This is a genomic window from Ideonella alba, assembly GCF_018069875.1.
GTDB lineage: Bacteria > Pseudomonadota > Gammaproteobacteria > Burkholderiales > Burkholderiaceae_C > Ideonella > Ideonella alba.
The window spans coordinates 212197-227447 of sequence record NZ_JAGQDF010000008.1 but is presented as its reverse complement, the minus strand read 5'-3'; the positions used below and the strand labels follow the sequence as shown (position 1 = coordinate 227447).

13 protein-coding genes are annotated in these 15251 nt (G+C 70.8%); 6 read left to right on the top strand and 7 right to left on the bottom strand.

Translation table 11 applies throughout. The features are described 5' to 3' along the window. The first annotated feature begins 9 nt into the window (after positions 1-9). Together KAK07_RS15375 and KAK07_RS15370 are read left to right on the top strand one after the other, a co-directional pair. Positions 10-219 (top strand): DUF4287 domain-containing protein, encoded by a 210-nt coding sequence (locus KAK07_RS15375; RefSeq protein WP_210861695.1) that lies wholly within the window; start codon positions 10-12, stop codon positions 217-219. A gap of 1 nt (position 220) precedes the next feature. Continuing rightward, on the top strand, positions 221-778 hold the full coding sequence (locus tag KAK07_RS15370) for a hypothetical protein (protein ID WP_210861693.1): 558 nt from the start codon (positions 221-223) through the stop codon (positions 776-778). A gap of 30 nt (positions 779-808) precedes the next feature. Here the strand turns inward: KAK07_RS15370 and KAK07_RS15365 are convergent, their stop codons facing one another. The 3 genes from KAK07_RS15365 to KAK07_RS15355 are packed head-to-tail and all read right to left on the bottom strand — an operon-like array spanning position 809 to position 3653. Then, positions 809-1288 carry an Lrp/AsnC family transcriptional regulator gene (locus KAK07_RS15365; protein ID WP_210861691.1) on the bottom strand — a complete coding sequence of 160 codons (480 nt, stop codon included), beginning with the start codon at positions 1286-1288 and terminating at the stop codon, positions 809-811. Positions 1289-1338: 50 nt separating this feature from the next. Then, positions 1339-2454 (bottom strand): YbdK family carboxylate-amine ligase, encoded by a 1116-nt coding sequence (locus KAK07_RS15360; RefSeq protein ID WP_210861689.1) that lies wholly within the window; start codon positions 2452-2454, stop codon positions 1339-1341. Between the two features lie 14 nt (positions 2455-2468). Next, on the bottom strand, positions 2469-3653 hold the full coding sequence (locus tag KAK07_RS15355) for a cation:proton antiporter (protein ID WP_210861687.1): 1185 nt from the start codon (positions 3651-3653) through the stop codon (positions 2469-2471). Positions 3654-3900: 247 nt separating this feature from the next. Between KAK07_RS15355 and KAK07_RS15350 the strand changes: the two genes are divergently transcribed. Then, on the top strand, positions 3901-7500 hold the full coding sequence (locus KAK07_RS15350; RefSeq protein WP_210861678.1) for an indolepyruvate ferredoxin oxidoreductase family protein: 3600 nt from the start codon (positions 3901-3903) through the stop codon (positions 7498-7500). 7 nt (positions 7501-7507) lie between these two features. Here the strand turns inward: KAK07_RS15350 and KAK07_RS15345 are convergent, their stop codons facing one another. Together KAK07_RS15345 and KAK07_RS15340 are read right to left on the bottom strand one after the other, a co-directional pair. Then, positions 7508-8107 (bottom strand): DJ-1/PfpI family protein, encoded by a 600-nt coding sequence (locus KAK07_RS15345; protein WP_210861676.1) that lies wholly within the window; start codon positions 8105-8107, stop codon positions 7508-7510. A gap of 50 nt (positions 8108-8157) precedes the next feature. Then, entirely contained in the window at positions 8158-9897 is a 1740-nt protein-coding gene (locus KAK07_RS15340) for a putative bifunctional diguanylate cyclase/phosphodiesterase (protein WP_210861661.1), read from the bottom strand. A 188-nt stretch (positions 9898-10085) separates the two neighbouring features. Here KAK07_RS15340 and KAK07_RS15335 point away from each other — a divergent pair, with 188 nt between their 5' ends. Next, positions 10086-10880, top strand: coding sequence for a CsgG/HfaB family protein (locus KAK07_RS15335; RefSeq protein WP_210861659.1), 795 nt, complete (start codon positions 10086-10088; stop codon positions 10878-10880). A 146-nt stretch (positions 10881-11026) separates the two neighbouring features. Here the strand turns inward: KAK07_RS15335 and KAK07_RS15330 are convergent, their stop codons facing one another. Beyond that, positions 11027-12415: a TAXI family TRAP transporter solute-binding subunit gene (locus KAK07_RS15330; protein ID WP_210861657.1), complete on the bottom strand. Its 1389-nt coding sequence runs from the start codon at positions 12413-12415 to the stop codon at positions 11027-11029. A gap of 664 nt (positions 12416-13079) precedes the next feature. Then, positions 13080-13526: a hypothetical protein gene (locus KAK07_RS15325; RefSeq protein ID WP_210861655.1), complete on the bottom strand. Its 447-nt coding sequence runs from the start codon at positions 13524-13526 to the stop codon at positions 13080-13082. Between the two features lie 146 nt (positions 13527-13672). Here KAK07_RS15325 and yghU point away from each other — a divergent pair, with 146 nt between their 5' ends. Both yghU and KAK07_RS15315 read left to right on the top strand, forming a co-directional pair. Next, positions 13673-14533 carry a glutathione-dependent disulfide-bond oxidoreductase gene (gene yghU, locus KAK07_RS15320; protein WP_210861653.1) on the top strand — a complete coding sequence of 287 codons (861 nt, stop codon included), beginning with the start codon at positions 13673-13675 and terminating at the stop codon, positions 14531-14533. Next, positions 14530-15177: a glutathione S-transferase family protein gene (locus KAK07_RS15315; protein ID WP_210861651.1), complete on the top strand. Its 648-nt coding sequence runs from the start codon at positions 14530-14532 to the stop codon at positions 15175-15177. Before yghU ends, KAK07_RS15315 begins: the two co-directional genes overlap by 4 nt. Positions 15178-15251 lie beyond the last annotated feature (74 nt).

The window sequence follows — 15251 nt, the reverse complement described above, 5'->3', positions numbered from 1 at the left end:
GATTCCGTCATGCCCGACACCGCCAAAGTCAAAGGTCCCGCGTCGTACTTCCCGTCGATCGAGAAGACCTACGGCCAGCCGGTCGAGCACTGGTTCGGCGTGCTGCGCGCGGCCGGACCGTTGAAACACATGGAACTGGTGGCGGTGCTGAAGAGCCAGCACGGCCTGGGCCATGGCCACGCCAATGCGCTGGTGGCCCACTTCATGGCGGCGCGCTGACATGGCCCGCGCTGCGTTCTGGCTGGCCGCGCTGCTGAGCGCCGCCGCACCCGCGGCCTGGGCCTTCGATTACAGCGGCACCAAGACCCTGCTGGCGGTCACTGGCGATGGCCAGCGCACCCCGATCGGCACCATCACCTTCACGCCCGCCGCGGGCGATACCCGACAGTTCAGCATCCGCTGGCGCCACGAGGCCTTCACCGACCACTTCCTGTCGATGCGCGAATTCAAGTGCCTGCCCGGCGGCCCCGAGATCAGCTGCCAGGTGCCCTACCCCTACGCGCAGCCCGGCACGGTGGCGCCGGGCCAGCTGGCCTGGCTGGAGCACAGCCTGCTGTTCCTGCACAAGAGCCCGGCCGAGTTCGGCGCCAAGCTGTGGAACGGCCTGTACTTTGCACTGCGCGAGCAGGGTGACACGCTGGTGGGCGAGCCGCAGGCGGTGGATCTCAATGCCATCGGCGCGCCGCCCGCGCGGCTGGAGGTGCCGCCCTTCGGGCCGGCGCAGCGCCACGAGGTGACGCCCGGCGCACGCTGGCTGCGTCAGCTGGTCATCGAGTGAGCCGAGCGGCGCAGCGGCACACCCGGCGGATCAAGCCCCCACCGGCAGGGCCACGACGGCCTTGACCTCCTTGAGCACGATGGCGGAACGCACATGGGCCACCCCCGGCAGCTTGAACAGCGTGTCGTGCAGGAAGCGCTCGTACGAGGCCACGTCGGCCACCAGCACGGTCATGATGTAGTCGCTCTGGCCGGTGGTGGCCAGGCAGAGCACGATCTGCGGGCAGGCGGCCACCGCCTGCTCGAAACGCTGCACCACGGCCTCGGCATGCTCGCCCAGGTTGACCTCCACCACCACCGCCAGGTCCAGCCCCACCTTCTCGCGGTCGACCAGCGCGGTGTAGCCGCGGATCACGCCGGCCGCCTCCATCTCCTTGACCCGCTTCCAGCAGGGCGTGGACGACAGGCCCACCCGCTCCGCCAGCTGCTGCACCGTCTGCCGCGAGTCGCGCTGCAATTCGGCCAGGATGCGCAGGCTGTAGCGGTCGAGGGTGGGAGCGTTGCGGGCCACGGTGATCGGGCGAGTTCAGACGCCACAGTGTAGGCGCGCCGGCCACGCGCTCAGGCGCGGAACTGCTGCAGCGCCAGATCGACGATGGCCTCCGCGCAGCCCGCCTGACGCGCGCGATCGCGCAGACGCTGGGCGTCGCCCGGTCCGGCCAGCACGCGCTCCAGATGGTCCAGCGCCGCCATAGCGCCCAGGTCATGGGCGTCGGTGCGCAGGCGCGCCAGCGTGTCGGCGATGTCATTGCGCAGCGGCCGCTGCACCGCGTCGCGCGGGTCGACCAGCACGCCGTCCAGACCGAAACGGCAGGCCTGGAAGCGGTTGTAGCCGTACACCAGGTAGTCACTCTCGCGAGGCAGCTGTTCGCGCCGCTCCAGCAGGTGCAGGCACAGGCACTGCAGGTAGGCGGCCAGCGCGGCGGCGTGGTCCACGCTCAGCGGCGTGTCGCACACCCGCAGCTCGATCGTGCCGTACTCGGGCTTGGGGCGGATGTCCCAGTAGAAGTCCTTCATGCTGGACACGATCCCGGTGCGCTCCATCGACGCGAAGTAGCCGTCCACGAAGCCCTGCCAGGACAGCTCGAAGGGTGCGCGTCCGCTGAGCGGAAAGGCATTCACCGCGTTCAGCCGCGATGACTGGAACAGTGTGTCGTGCCGCTGCACATAGGGCGAGGAGGCCGACAGCGCGATGAAATGCGGCACGTAGCGCGACAGCGCGTGCAGCAGGTACAGCGCATCGTCGCCGCTGGCGCAGCCCACGTGCACATGCTGGCCGAAGACCGTGAACTGCTTGGCCAGGTAGCCATACAGCGCGGACACCTCCAGGAAGCGCGGCTTGTCGAAGATGCGCCGCTCGCTCCACTGCTGGAAGGGGTGGGTGCCACCGCCACAGACGCCCACGTTGATGCGGTCGCCCACCGCCACCAGCCGGTCGCGGATGCGCTGCAGCTCCAGCAGCAGGCTGCCGTGCTCGTGGTGGATGCCGGTGGACACCTCGATCATGCTTTGCGTGATTTCGGGGACCACCTGGCCGGGCGGTGGGTCCTGGTGCAGCAGCATCAGCATGTCGGGGCTGGCGCTGACCAGGTCGTGGTCGCTCAGGCTCACCAGCTGCAGCTCAAGCTCCACGCCCAGGCTCAGGGCGCGCGAGGCAGCGAAGGGAGGCAGGGGCATGGACAGGCTCCGGTTCAGCGGCCCTCGGGCGGGGCCAGTTCATGGGCACGCTTGAGGGCCCAGCGGGTCAGCGCAGGGCCGGCGATCTCGAGCAGCCAGGTGGCGGCGGCCAGCGGGGCGATCGTGCCCAGCACATCCAGACCCATCACCCGCGCCTGCTCCAGCAGCAGGATCACGAAGACCGAGATCGGGGTCGACGCCACGCCCGCCAGCATCGCCTTGTGGCGCCCCAGGCCGTCACCGCGCGCGGCCACCCAGGCCACGCCCAGCTTCACCCCCAGGCGCAGCAGCACGATCAGCACGCCCACCCACCAGCCCTGCAGCACCAGGGTGATGTCCAGCGCCGCCCCGGCGAAGATGAACAGCAGCACCGCCATCACGTCGCCCAGCGCGCCGAAGTTGCGCTGCGCGCTGGTCAGGCCGATCCGCCGGTGGCGCGCGACCAGCCCGAAGACCAGCGTGGCCAGCACCGGCGACAGCGTCCAGGCCAGCGTCACCGACACCAGCAGCATCACGGCGATCGCATAGGGCAGCGTGGTGTCGGGCACCGGCGGGCCCAGGCGGTCGATCAGCCAGGGCAGCAGCACGCCAAAGCCCACGCCCAGCGCCGCCGAGCCCAGCAGCATGGCGCCGCTGTTCCACAGCGCCTGCCCCCAGTCGCCCAGGCTGCTGAGCGTCCACGCACCGGCAGCCAGCTTGAACAACAGCACCGCGATCACGCACTGCAGCGCCGAGCCGTGCAGCGCGCGTTCGGTGACGATGCCCGAGGCCCGGCCTTCGTTGATCACCCGCATCAGCCCGGCCGGCGAGCCACTGGCCGCCAGCGCGGCCACCATCCAGGACAGCAGCGGCTCCATGCCCAGCCAGCCGCAGGCCAGCCACACCAGCAGAAAGATCAGCAGCGACTCGATCACGCCCTGCGCGGTGAAGCCGGGGTTGCGCAGCAGCCAGTTCAGGTTGATGCGGTAGCCGAACTCGAACAGCGTCAGGCCGAAGGCCACATGCACCAGCCACAGCAGTTCGCGCTGGTGCACATCACCCAGCCAGCCCAACTGCGTGCCGCCCAGCAGGAATCCCAACAGGCCGTAGGCCGCCACCCGTGGCACGCCCCAGGCGCGGTAGGCCAGTTCGCCCACGACCCAGCCCAGCCCGATGGCCACGGGCCAGGTCAGCGATGACAGCAGTGGTATCGCGTCCATGTGCTTCCGTCCCCAGGCTTTGCTGGCCTGTCCGATGAGTCAAATACATTGGTACCAATGTAATTCACTGCCAGATCGGGATTACCCTGAAGCGCTGCACATTCGGAATCCAGACCGCTCAGGACCCCAGCATGAAGAACATCTGTTCTCCATTCGCAGGAAATGGAGAACGGGTCAGCGATTTCCCAGGGTTGACCCCGAACCAGCCAGGAAGATCATTCCTCTGCCCAGGCCCGAGGATCACGCCATGGACCACCCGATGCCCACCCCCGCCCTCGCCCGCCCCGACTACCAGCTCGCCGACGGCCTGTGGGCCGAGCGTGGCACCGTCTTCTTCAGCGGCACCCAGGCCCTGGTGCGGCTGTTGCACATGCAGCGCCAGGCCGACGCGGCCGCCGGGCTGAACACCGCGGGCTTCATCAGCGGCTACCGCGGCTCGCCGCTGGGCATGGTCGACCAGGCGGTGTGGAAGGCCGGCCGGCGGCTGGAGGACGCGGGCATCCGCTTCGTGCCCGCCATCAACGAGGAACTGGCCGCCACCCAGGTGCTGGGCACGCAGCGGGTGCAGAGCGACCCGGAGCGCACCGTGGAGGGCGTGTTCGCGCTGTGGTACGGCAAGGGCCCGGGCGTGGACCGCGCGGCCGATGCGCTCAAGCACGGCAACGCCTACGGCTCATCGCCGCTGGGCGGCGTGCTGGTGGTGGCGGGCGACGACCACGGCTGCGTCTCGTCGAGCATGCCGCACCAGAGCGAGCACGCGATGATCGGCTGGCAGATGCCGATCGTGGCACCCGCCGATGTGGCCGAGATCGTCGAGTTCGGCCTGTATGGCTGGGCGCTGTCGCGCTACAGCGGCGCCTGGGTGGGGTTGACCGCGCTGTCCGAGGTGGTGGAGAGCGCCGGCACGGTGGACCTGGACCTGATCGCCGCGCGCCGCGCCGCCTGGGTGGACGCCGACACCGTGCGCGCGCTGACCGGCCACCAGCCGCCGCCCGATGGTCTGCACTACCGCTGGCCCGACCTGCCCTCGCTGCGCATCGAGTCGCGCCTGGCCGACAAGCTGGCCGCGGTGGCCGCCTTCGCGCGCGTCAACACCATCGACCGCGAGGTCATCGCCAGCGTGGACGCCACCGTGGGCATCGTCACCTGCGGCAAGGCGCACCACGACCTGATGGAGGTGCTGCGCCGGCTGGAGATCACGCCGGCGATGCTGGCCGAGGCCGGCGTGCGCCTGTACAAGGTGGGCCTGTCCTGGCCGCTGGAAACCACGCGCCTGCGCCACTTCGCGCGTGGCCTGAAGGAGATCCTGGTCATCGAGGAGAAGGGCGCGATCGTCGAGCAGCAGCTGAAAGAGCTGTTCTACAACGCGCCCACCCACGCCCGCCCGGTGATCGTGGGCAAGCACGACCGCCAGGGCAAGCCGCTGGTGTCGGCGCTGGGCGAGCTGCGCCCCTCGCGCCTGATCGAGATCGTCGCGCACTGGTTCGCCGAACACTTCCCGCGCCAGGAGACCTTCCGCAACCACCTGCGCCACCTGATGCCGCACGTCCATGACTTCACGCCGCCGGCGCTGCTGTCCAACGTGGGCGACAGCGTCAAGCGTCTGCCCTACTTCTGCGCCGGCTGCCCGCACAACACCAGCACCAAGGTCCCAGAGGGCAGCACCGCCCGCGCCGGCATCGGCTGCCACTTCATGGCCAACTGGATGGACCGCAGCACCGCCGGCCTGATCCAGATGGGCGGCGAAGGCGTGGACTGGGTCTCGCACGCGATGTTCACCAGGACACCACATGTCTTCCAGAACCTGGGCGACGGCACCTATTACCACTCCGGCTACCTGGCGATCCGCCAGGCGGTGGCGGCCAAGGCCACGCTGACCTACAAGATCCTGTTCAACGACGCGGTGGCGATGACCGGCGGCCAGCCGGTGGATGGCGTGATCACCGTGGACGCGATCGCCCGCCAGGTGGAGAGCGAGGGCGTGAAGCGGGTGGTGGTGGTCAGCGACGACATCGGCAAGTACGACGCGATCAAGGACCGCTTCCCCGCCGGCACCCAGTTCCATCCCCGCGAGGCACTGGACGCCGTGCAGCGCGAGTTGCGCGAGGTGGCCGGTGTCACCGTGCTGATCTACGAGCAGACCTGCGCGGCCGAGAAGCGCCGCCGCCGCAAGCAGGGCAAGCTGGCCGACCCGCCCAAGCGCCTGTTCATCTACGACGCGGTCTGCGAAGGCTGCGGCGACTGCACCGTGCAGAGCAACTGCGTGGCCGTGCTGCCGCACGAGACCCCGCTGGGCCGCAAGCGCCGCATCGACCAGACCGCCTGCAACAAGGACTACAGCTGCGCCAAGGGCTTCTGCCCCAGCTTCGTCAGCGTCACCGGCGGCACGCTGCGCAAGCGCAGTGGTGCCATCTCATCCGACCCCGCCGCCTTCGATGCGCGCGTGGCCGCCCTGCCGCAGCCCGCTGCGCACACCTGGACCGGCCCTTGGGACCTGCTGGTCACCGGCGTCGGCGGCACCGGCGTGGTCACGGTGGGCGCGGTGATCGCCATGGCCGCGCACCTGCAGGGCCACCGCGCCAGCGTGCTCGACTTCATGGGCTTTGCGCAGAAGGGCGGCTCGGTGCTGAGCTTCGTGCGCCTGGCCGACACGCCCGAGCGGCTGCACCAGGTGCGCATCGACACCCAGCAGGCCGACGCCCTGCTGGCCTGCGACCTGGTGGTGGGCGCCAGCGCCGACGCGCTGCAGACCGTGCGCCACGGCCGCACCCGCATCCTGGCCAACACCCACCCGGTGCCGGTGGCCGAATCGCTGCGCGTGCCCGATGCGTCACTGCAGATCGACGCGCTGCTCGAGAAGATGCGCTTCGCGGCCGGCGACGAGCGCGTCGAGACCTTCGACGCGCAAAGCCTGGCCGAGGAGTTCCTGGGCGACACCGTCACCAGCAACATCCTGGCGATGGGTTGGGCCTGGCAGCGCGGTCTGGTGCCGGTGAGCCTGGGCGCGCTGACGCAGGCGATCCGCCTGAACGGCGTGGCGGTGGAGGCCAACCTGCGCGCCTTCGGCCTGGGTCGCCTGGCCGCCGCCGATCCCGCGGCGCTGGCGGCGCTGCGTGCTGCACCTGCCGCCGCGCCGCTGGACGACTCGCTGGACGCGCTGCTGACCCGTCTGCAAGCGCAGCTGAGCGCCTGGCAGAACCCCGCCTGGGCCGAGCGCTTCCGCGACCGCATCACCCGACTGCGCGCCGCCGAGGCGGGCCTGGGCCGCGACCCCGCGCTGCCGCTGACCCGAACCGCCGCCACCAGCCTGGCCCGGCTGATGAGCTACAAGGACGAGTACGAGGTGGCGCGCCTGTACAGCGACCCCGGCTTCGAGGCCGCGCTGCGCGAACAGTTCGACGGCGACCTGCAACTGGCCTTCCACATGGCCCCGCCGCTGCTGCGACCGCCGCGCGGTGGCGTGGCGCCGCGCAAGATCGTCATGGGCCCCTGGCTGCGCAGCGCGATGCGGGTGCTGGCCGGCCTGCGCGGTCTGCGCGGCAGCGCGCTGGATGTGTTCGGCCGCACCGAGGAGCGTCGCCTGGAACGGGCGTTGATCAGCGCCTTCGAGCAGCGACTGGACGAACTGGCCGCGGGCCTGAACGCCGATCGCCTGCCGCTGGCGCAGCAGATCGCCGCTCTGCCGCAGCAGGTGCGCGGCTTCGGCCATGTGAAGCTGGCCAACCTGGCGCTGGCGCGCGCGCGCGAGGCCGAGCTGATGCACCGCTGGGATCCGCAGCGCTACCCGCGGCCGCAGGGTCCGGCGCAGGCCGGGCAGCTCAAGGGCATTGCGGTGGTGGCCGGCTGACCCGATCTCAGGCCAGATAGGGCCCGATCGCCGCCATCGCCCGCTCGACGCTGGCCTCCTTCTCGCCCACCGGCGCCACGTAGTGCAGCGCCTGGCGCGCGGCGTCCAGGCCTTCGGTGCGCGCCAGCACCCAGGCCGCCAGGTAGACCGAGGCCAGGCAGCCGCCCGCGGTGGCCAGGTTGCCGGCGGCGTAGAAAGGCTGCTCCAGCACCTGGACGCCCGCCTCCTGCACCCAGGGCCTGGTGGTCAGGTCGGTGCAGGCCGGCACCGCGCCCAGCAGGCCCAGCCGCGCCAGCAGCAGCGTGCCCGAGCACTGCGCGCCGATCAGTTGCCGCGCCGGGTCCAGCCGCAGGCGGGCCAGCAGTGCCGGGTCGGCGCAGACCTCGCGGGTGCGCAGGCCGCTGCCGACCAGCACCACCTCGGCGTCGGCCGCTTCCTCCAGCATCGACTGCGCCTGCACCGTCACCCCGTTCATCGAAGTGACGCTGGCCTCGGGACAGCACAGGCTGACGCGCCAGTCGGGCCGCCGGATGCGGTTGAGCAAGCCCAGCGCAATCAGCGAGTCCAGCTCGTTGAAGCCCTGGAAGGTGAGGATGGCAATGTGCATCGCCCGATTGTGGCGGCTGTGCCCGTCGCCCGGCATCGCGCGCCCGCGCGTCAGGACGCCAGCGCAGGTTCGACCGCCGCCCCCGGCAGCAGCACCACGGCATCGGCCGGGACCGGACGACCCAGCAGGAAGCCCTGGCCGCAGTCGCAGCCCAGGTCACGCACATGCGCGCGCTGGGGCTCGGTCTCGATGCCTTCGGCGATCACCCGGCAGCTCAGCGCATGCGCCATGCCGATGATGGCGCGCACGATCGCGTCGGCACGCGGGTCGGTGCCCAGCGCGCTGACCAGCGAGCGGTCGACCTTCAGGATGTCCAGCGGCAGACGGGACAGCTGCGAGAGGTTCGAGAACCCGATGCCGAAGTCATCCAGCGCGATCATCACGCCGGCCGCGCGCAGGCGCGCCAGACGGGCCGCGGTGGCGGCAAAGTCGGTCATCGCCATCGACTCGGTGATCTCGATCGACAGCAGCTCGGCGGGAATGCCGGCCTGCTCGATCGCCTCGAGGACCTCGGTGCAGAAGTGCGGATCGCTGAACTGCGACGGCGACACATTGACCGCCACGTTCAGCGGCCGGCCCTGGACCATCCACTGGCGGCATTGCGCCACCGCCATCGTCAGCACCTGGCGCCCGAGCTCGCCCATCAGGCCGCTGCGCTCGGCAATGTCGATGAAGGCGCCGGGCAGCAGCAGGCCGCGGGTGGGATGGGCCCAGCGCACCAGCGCCTCGACGCCGCTGAGCTGGCCATCGCGCAGCTGGAACTTGGGCTGGAAGTGCAGGCGCAGCTGCCCCTGCTCCAGCGCCACACGCAACTCGGCCTCGATGCGGGTGGCGTCCAGCAGCGCCTGGCGGGCCTGCTGGTCGAAGAACTGGTAGCGCGACTTGCCGGCCTGCTTGGAGCCGTACATCGCCAGGTCGGCGAAGGCCAGGATCTCCTTCGGGTCCACCGAGTCGTCGGGCGTGATCGCAATGCCCAGGCTGGCGCCCACCGTCACCTCCTGACCCTGGACGCTGAAGGGCGCGGCCAGCGAGCGCACGATGCGCTCGCCGATCTCGGCCAGTTCGGCCCGATCGGTCGTGCCCGGCAGGATGGCCACGAACTCATCACCGGCGAAGCGGGCGAAGACGACATCGCGCGGCAGCCGGTCGCAGGGTGTGCCGAAGGCGTCCAGGCAGGTGTCGATGGTGTGCAGGTCGCGCCCCAGGCCCTGCTGCAGCAGGCGCTCGGCGGCCTGGGCCAGCAGGGCGTCGCCACCGGCGTGGCCCAGGGTGTCGTTGACCCGCTTGAAGCCGTCCAGGTCGATGAAGATGATCGCCGCGCGGTAGGTCTCGCTGCGCGACGGATCCAGCGCGAAGTTCAGCAGCCGGTCGACCACGCTGCGATTGGGCAGGCGGGTGATCGGGTCGGTGTAGGCCAGCAGGTTGATGCGCAGCACGTTGTCGTTGAGCCGGCTGCGCATGCGGCGGAAGCTGTTGGCCAGGCCGCCAATCTCGCAGGCGCAGTCCACCTCGACCGGGGCGCCGAAGTCGCCGTCGGCGATCGCCTCGGTGCTGCGGCGCAGCGCGTCGACCAGGTTGGTCAGCCGGCTGGCCATCCAGAAGATCGCCGCCCCGACGCCCACCGCCGCGCCCGCCACGACCGCCCAAGTACGCGGCTGACCCAGCGCCCCCCCGCCCAGCGCCGTGACACTGCCCAGGGCGGCCAGCGCGCCCAGCACGCCGCCCGCCAGCGCAAAGCGCCAGCGGATGCTGTTCAGACCCTGTCCGGGATCGAGAAGGCCCGTGGGCATGTGTGATGGAGTGAAGCGATCAGGCATGGCGCAACCGGCCGAAGGCCGCCGGCGTCAGCCGGTTCTTTCGGCCGTTCGGAGCCACAGTTAAGCGGCGCGATGCAGCGGCCCCGCCGGGCGGACTGCTACATTCATGACCGTTCGTGAGAGGTGCCGCCACAGGCGCCCGCGCACACCAGGGAGCCGACATGTCATCACCCCACTGGGGGCGCGCCGCAGGCGCCGCCCTTGTCATCATCGCGCTGGCCGGCTGCGGCAAGCAGGGCGTCGAGCTGGGCCAGGGTGGCTCGGTCGTCACCGGCAGCGGCGGGCCCACGGGCGCGCAGAACGCGGCGCGCGCCTTGCAGACCTGCGACGCGCCGATCGCCGTGGTCGCGCTGGAGGAGAACCAGAACGGCTACACCGGCGTCGGCCGCGGCGGCCTGCCCGAGTCGCCGCTGCCGCTGGTGCGCGTGGTGATGCAGCAAAGCGGCTGCTTTCGCATCGTCGACCGCAACGCCGGTCTGAAGGCCACCCGGCGCGAGCAGGAACTGAAGGACGCCGGCGTGCTGCGCGCCGACGGCGACGTCCAGAAGGGCCGCGGCCTGATGGCCCAGTACAGCGTGGTGCCCAGCCTGGTCTTCTCGGAGCAGGACGCCGGCCGCCAGATCGGCGGCATCCTGGCCATGATCCCGGTGCTCAACAGGCTGGCCGGCGCCGCCGAGCAGGTGCGCATCAAGGAAGCCCAGGTCGTGCTGCTGCTGACCGACAACGAGACCACCGAGCAACTCTCTGCCGCCACCGGGTCGGCCCGCACCACCGACCTGGGCCTGGGGGGACTGGTCGGCGGCCAGGGCGGCGGCATCGGCGCGCTGGGTTGGAGCAACACCAACGAAGGCAAGGTGATCGCCGCGGCCTTCCTGGATGCGCACAACGCGCTGGTGGGCCAGCTGCGCACGCTGGCGGCCAAGCCCCTGCCAGCGGGGGTGAAGACGAAGTCGTGAGTGACCGGGGAAACCAGGCGGCTTCAGCCTGAACTCAGAAGGTCGCCCTGCGACTCTGGCCGGCCGTTATCGGCCCGGAGCAGCCACACGGCGCGGTTGATGGCGGGCCGCCACCATGGACGCGGCGCCGGCTGATCGGGCGGCCGTCAACTTGATCCGTCAGCAGGCACCTCCGTTGGCCGGGATCGCTGGGCCAGCAGGCGCTTGCGCACCGCATGGATGTTGTTGCGCAGCGCGTACAGCTCGTCGGCATAGGACAGCGGCACCGCAATGCGGTGCGTGACACGGTCCAGTTCGTCCAGCTCGTCGAGCAAAGCATCGCGCTCGCCGGTGCCGGCTTCCAGTTTGGCTTCCACCTCGCGCAGTCGCGCATACCAGCGGAACACCCGCGAGCGCACGCGGAAGGTGTAGAGCGGCGGCACGACGCGCGACAGCGGAAGCATCAGCACCAGCAGGCCGCCGACCACCAGCCACATGCGTTCCAGCAGATTGCCGGCCCAGAAGGGCAGGTAGCGCGCCCAGGCCGGCGGCGTGCCGTTGATCGCGCGGTCGCCCTCGGCGCTGACCGGCAGCTCGCTGGTGCGGGTGTTGGGGAAATCGCGCGTGCCATTGAACCAGCCAGCCTCGCTGTGCAGGCTCAGGGCCGCCTGCGCGAACAGCTGGCGCAGCGCAGGGTGCGTCTGCTCGCGCGCCAGCAGTGCGGTCGTGGTGGCCAGCAGGGGCACGTCGTGACGCGGCACGTCGGCCCCCAGGTCCACCACACCGCGCGGCAGCGTCACGGTGGACAGGAAGGGCAGGTGGCGCGAATAGGCCTCGTTCTGCTCGAAGGCCATCAGCGCGATGGCCGGATCGCGCAGCAGCGCTCGGATCAGGCCGGCCTGCGGCGCCGAAATCAGCACCGCGGCGTCCAAGCGGCCCTGGCGCAGGGCCAGGCCGGCGGCGTCGGGCGCCAGATGGGACAGCCGCAGATCGGTCGGCTTGAGCTGGTTGAGCGCCAGCAGCTTCTCGACAATCTGGGGCACACCGCTGCCGTCCTGATCCACACTGACGCGCAGGCCGCGCAGCTGGGCCAGGCGCTGCAGTTCGCCGCCGGGCTGGCGGCGCGCGATGTCGAGATCGCGGCGATAGAAGATCCAGATCGGCTCGTAGAACAGGCTGCCCAGCGAGACGATGCCGGCCTCGGTGTCGGCCACCGGATCGGCCATGCCGCCACGGACAAAGCCCACATCGGCCGTCCCCGCGCGCAAAAGGGCCAGATCGTCCTGTGCGCCCTCGCTGGCGATCAGATCGACCTGGATGTGCTCGCGCGCCAGCGCTTTCGCATAGCCCTCACCGAAGCCGGCATAGGCACTTCCGGCCGGGCCGGTGGCCAGCCTCACCTGACGCGGCGGCTGCGGATCGAGCCACCAGTAGGCCGCCACCAGCAGGCCTCCGCCGAGCAGCAGCAGCGGGCCCAGCGACACCAACAGGTCGCGCAGCGTCTGGAGTAGCAGGCGCAGGCGGCGGGTGGCCTGCCAATGGTGAATCGGGGTCATGGCTGGCCATTCTTGCCGATCCACCGCCGGGGTTGGGCGCTTGGCCGATGGACGACCAACCCAACGTCTTCGAGACGCGCCCGACCCGTGCGCCCCTTGTGCTGGCAGCACTGCGCCGCACCAGGCGGAACCGGCGTTTGGCAGGGTGCTCTGCGCCAGACAGGAGGGGGGCTGACACCAGGGACCGATCGTCGGCGTTCATCGACCGCGCGGACGGAGGGCCGCCCGCACGGCAAGCTTTCACACACCGTCGCGGAACGACGGCTTCAAGGCATGCCTGCCGACCATGGTCGACTGAGCTTGGCTGAGCCCGGGTCTACGCTGAGCGTGCCGCGAGACGACGCAGGGCCGTGGTCCGTGACAGCTGGGAGACCTTGGCCTGGGTCAATAGCGAAGAGACGTGCCGTGAGAAGGCCTCGGTATCAACGTCCTTCGGTCTTCGCCTGCTCTGCCCGACATGGGCAATGGCCGACAGCCATGCCACTCGACAGGCCCGCAGTGGCGGTTGGGCGGTGAGCATGTGAATCTCTGCCCAGTCCACGGAGGTGCCGATGGCTGCGTCTCGAGACAGACCGCTCCGGGCGGCGCCAGCAGACCCGTCGACCACCTGGACCGACCGGCTGAAGCTGTTGCCGAACCGCCCTCGACGCCTACATTCCGGACATCAACGCAACCAGCCTGCCAATGCCCCCCGCCGCGCCCACCCCCACTGCAGCCCCGCCAGCACCACGATCAGCAGCGAGAACAGCATTGGCCCGGTGCCGCCCATGCCGGCCGGCGGCTGGGTCAGCAGGTGGTTCTGCACGAAGACCGCGGCCGACCCGGCCAGCGAGGCGGCGTAAGGCCACAGCGCCGCGCGGCGGCCGACCAGCATCAGCAGCGCACCGATCAGGCCACCCCAGGTGCCCACGCCCCAGGCCACATGCACCCAGCCGGGCAGGCTGTCGATGTAGGCCATCATCTCGGGCGGGAAGTCGGCCAGGTAGCTGGCGTTGCGCGTCTGGGTCATCGTGAAGTCCAGCGCGCCCACCGCGTTCCACAGCACGGCCAGCACGGCCAGGGGCACACGGCGGCGGCCGTACCAGGGCAGGTCAGACGGGGCGGGGCTCATCGGCGACTCCTGAGGAACCGGGGCGTGCCCGATTCTGTGGCGCGCCGCGCCGCGGGTCAGCCCCCCAGTTCCCGGGGGCGGCCCGGCGCCAGGGTCTTCCCGCGGGTGGGCGGCGCCAAGCGGCGTCACTGCCTACACTGGCCCGCATGAGTGAGCCCTACACCCCTCCCAAGGTCTGGACCTGGGACCGCGCCAACGGCGGTCGCTTTGCCAGCATCAACCGCCCGATCGCCGGGCCCACGCACGACAAAGACCTGCCGGTGGGCCGGCACCCGCTGCAGCTGTATTCGCTGGCCACGCCCAATGGCGTGAAGGTGACGGTGATGCTGGAGGAACTGCTGGCCCTGGGGCACACCGGCGCCGAGTACGACGCCTGGCTGATCCGCATCCAGGAGGGCGACCAGTTCGGCAGCGGCTTCGTCGAGGTCAACCCCAATTCGAAGATCCCGGCGCTGATGGACCGCAGCGGGCCGCAGCCGGTGCGGGTGTTCGAGTCGGGTGCGATCCTGCTGTACCTGGCCGAGAAGTTCGGCGCGCTGCTGCCCACCGGTGCGCAACGCGCCGAGTGCCTGTCCTGGCTGTTCTGGCAGATGGGCAGTGCGCCCTACCTGGGCGGCGGCTTCGGCCATTTCTACGCCTACGCGCCGGAGAAGTTCGAGTACGCGATCAACCGTTTCGCGATGGAGGCCAAGCGGCAGATGGATGTGCTGGACCGCCGCCTGGCGGAGAGCCGCTACCTGGCGGGTGACGACTACAGCATTGCCGACATCGCAGTCTGGCCCTGGTACGGTGCGCTGGCCAAGGGCCAGCTCTACGAAGCGGGCGAGTTCCTGTCGGTGCACGAGTACACCCATGTGATCCGCTGGGCCGATGAGATCGCCCAGCGGCCGGCGGTGCAGCGCGGGCGCATCGTCAACCGCACCTGGGGTGCGGCCGATGCGCAGCTGGCCGAGCGGCACGAGGCGGCCGACATCGACCGCGCGCGTCACCCGGGCAGCGCCACATGAGCCAGGGTGACCTGACGCTGTACGACTGCCTCACCGCGCCCAGCCCGCGCCGGGCGCGCATCCTGCTGGCCGAGAAGGGGGTGGCGCACACCACGGTGGCGGTGGACCTGCGCCAGGGTGAGCAGTTCACCGAGGCCTTCCGCGCCGTCAACCCGCTGTGCACGGTGCCGGCGCTGCGCATCGAGGGCGGACCGGTGTTGACCGACAACGCCGCGATCCTGGCCTACCTGGAGGCGCGCTTCCCCGAGCCGCCGCTGACCGGCCGCACGCCCGAAGAGAAGGCCGAGGTGGCGCACTGGCACTGGCGCGCCGAGTTCGAGGGCCTGCTGGCAGTGGCCGAGGTGCTGCGCAACAGTTCGCCCGCGATGCGCGGCCGCGCCCTGCCGGGTCCGGTGGACTACGCACAGATTCCCGAGCTGGCCGAACGCGGCGTGCTGCGCCTGCAGCAGTTCTTCACCGCGCTGGACACGCGCCTGGCCGACCGGCCCTGGCTGGCCGGTGAATCCTTCAGCGTGGCCGACATCACCGCGGTGGTGGCGGTGGACTTTGCGCGGGCGGCCAGACAGCGGCCCGATGAGCGCCACCCGCACCTGCTGCGCTGGCGCGCCAGGCTGGCCGAGCGGCCGGCGATCGGACCGGCCTGAGGCGACGCTGAACAAGTCGCCGCGGATGGGCGCGCCCTGATTCGGGATGGGCTGCAAGGCGCACACCACAGCCA

Coding starts and splice junctions, on each gene's coding strand:
- KAK07_RS15375 (WP_210861695.1), top strand. CDS start 10: ATGCCCGACACCGCCAAAGTCAAAGGTCCCGCGTCGTACTTCCCGTCG.
- KAK07_RS15370 (WP_210861693.1), top strand. CDS start 221: ATGGCCCGCGCTGCGTTCTGGCTGGCCGCGCTGCTGAGCGCCGCCGCA.
- KAK07_RS15360 (WP_210861689.1), bottom strand. CDS start 2,454: ATGCCCCTGCCTCCCTTCGCTGCCTCGCGCGCCCTGAGCCTGGGCGTG.
- KAK07_RS15355 (WP_210861687.1), bottom strand. CDS start 3,653: ATGGACGCGATACCACTGCTGTCATCGCTGACCTGGCCCGTGGCCATC.
- KAK07_RS15350 (WP_210861678.1), top strand. CDS start 3,901: ATGGACCACCCGATGCCCACCCCCGCCCTCGCCCGCCCCGACTACCAG.
- KAK07_RS15345 (WP_210861676.1), bottom strand. CDS start 8,107: ATGCACATTGCCATCCTCACCTTCCAGGGCTTCAACGAGCTGGACTCG.
- KAK07_RS15340 (WP_210861661.1), bottom strand. CDS start 9,897: ATGCCCACGGGCCTTCTCGATCCCGGACAGGGTCTGAACAGCATCCGC.
- KAK07_RS15335 (WP_210861659.1), top strand. CDS start 10,086: ATGTCATCACCCCACTGGGGGCGCGCCGCAGGCGCCGCCCTTGTCATC.
- KAK07_RS15330 (WP_210861657.1), bottom strand. CDS start 12,415: ATGACCCCGATTCACCATTGGCAGGCCACCCGCCGCCTGCGCCTGCTA.
- KAK07_RS15325 (WP_210861655.1), bottom strand. CDS start 13,526: ATGAGCCCCGCCCCGTCTGACCTGCCCTGGTACGGCCGCCGCCGTGTG.
- yghU (WP_210861653.1), top strand. CDS start 13,673: ATGAGTGAGCCCTACACCCCTCCCAAGGTCTGGACCTGGGACCGCGCC.
- KAK07_RS15315 (WP_210861651.1), top strand. CDS start 14,530: ATGAGCCAGGGTGACCTGACGCTGTACGACTGCCTCACCGCGCCCAGC.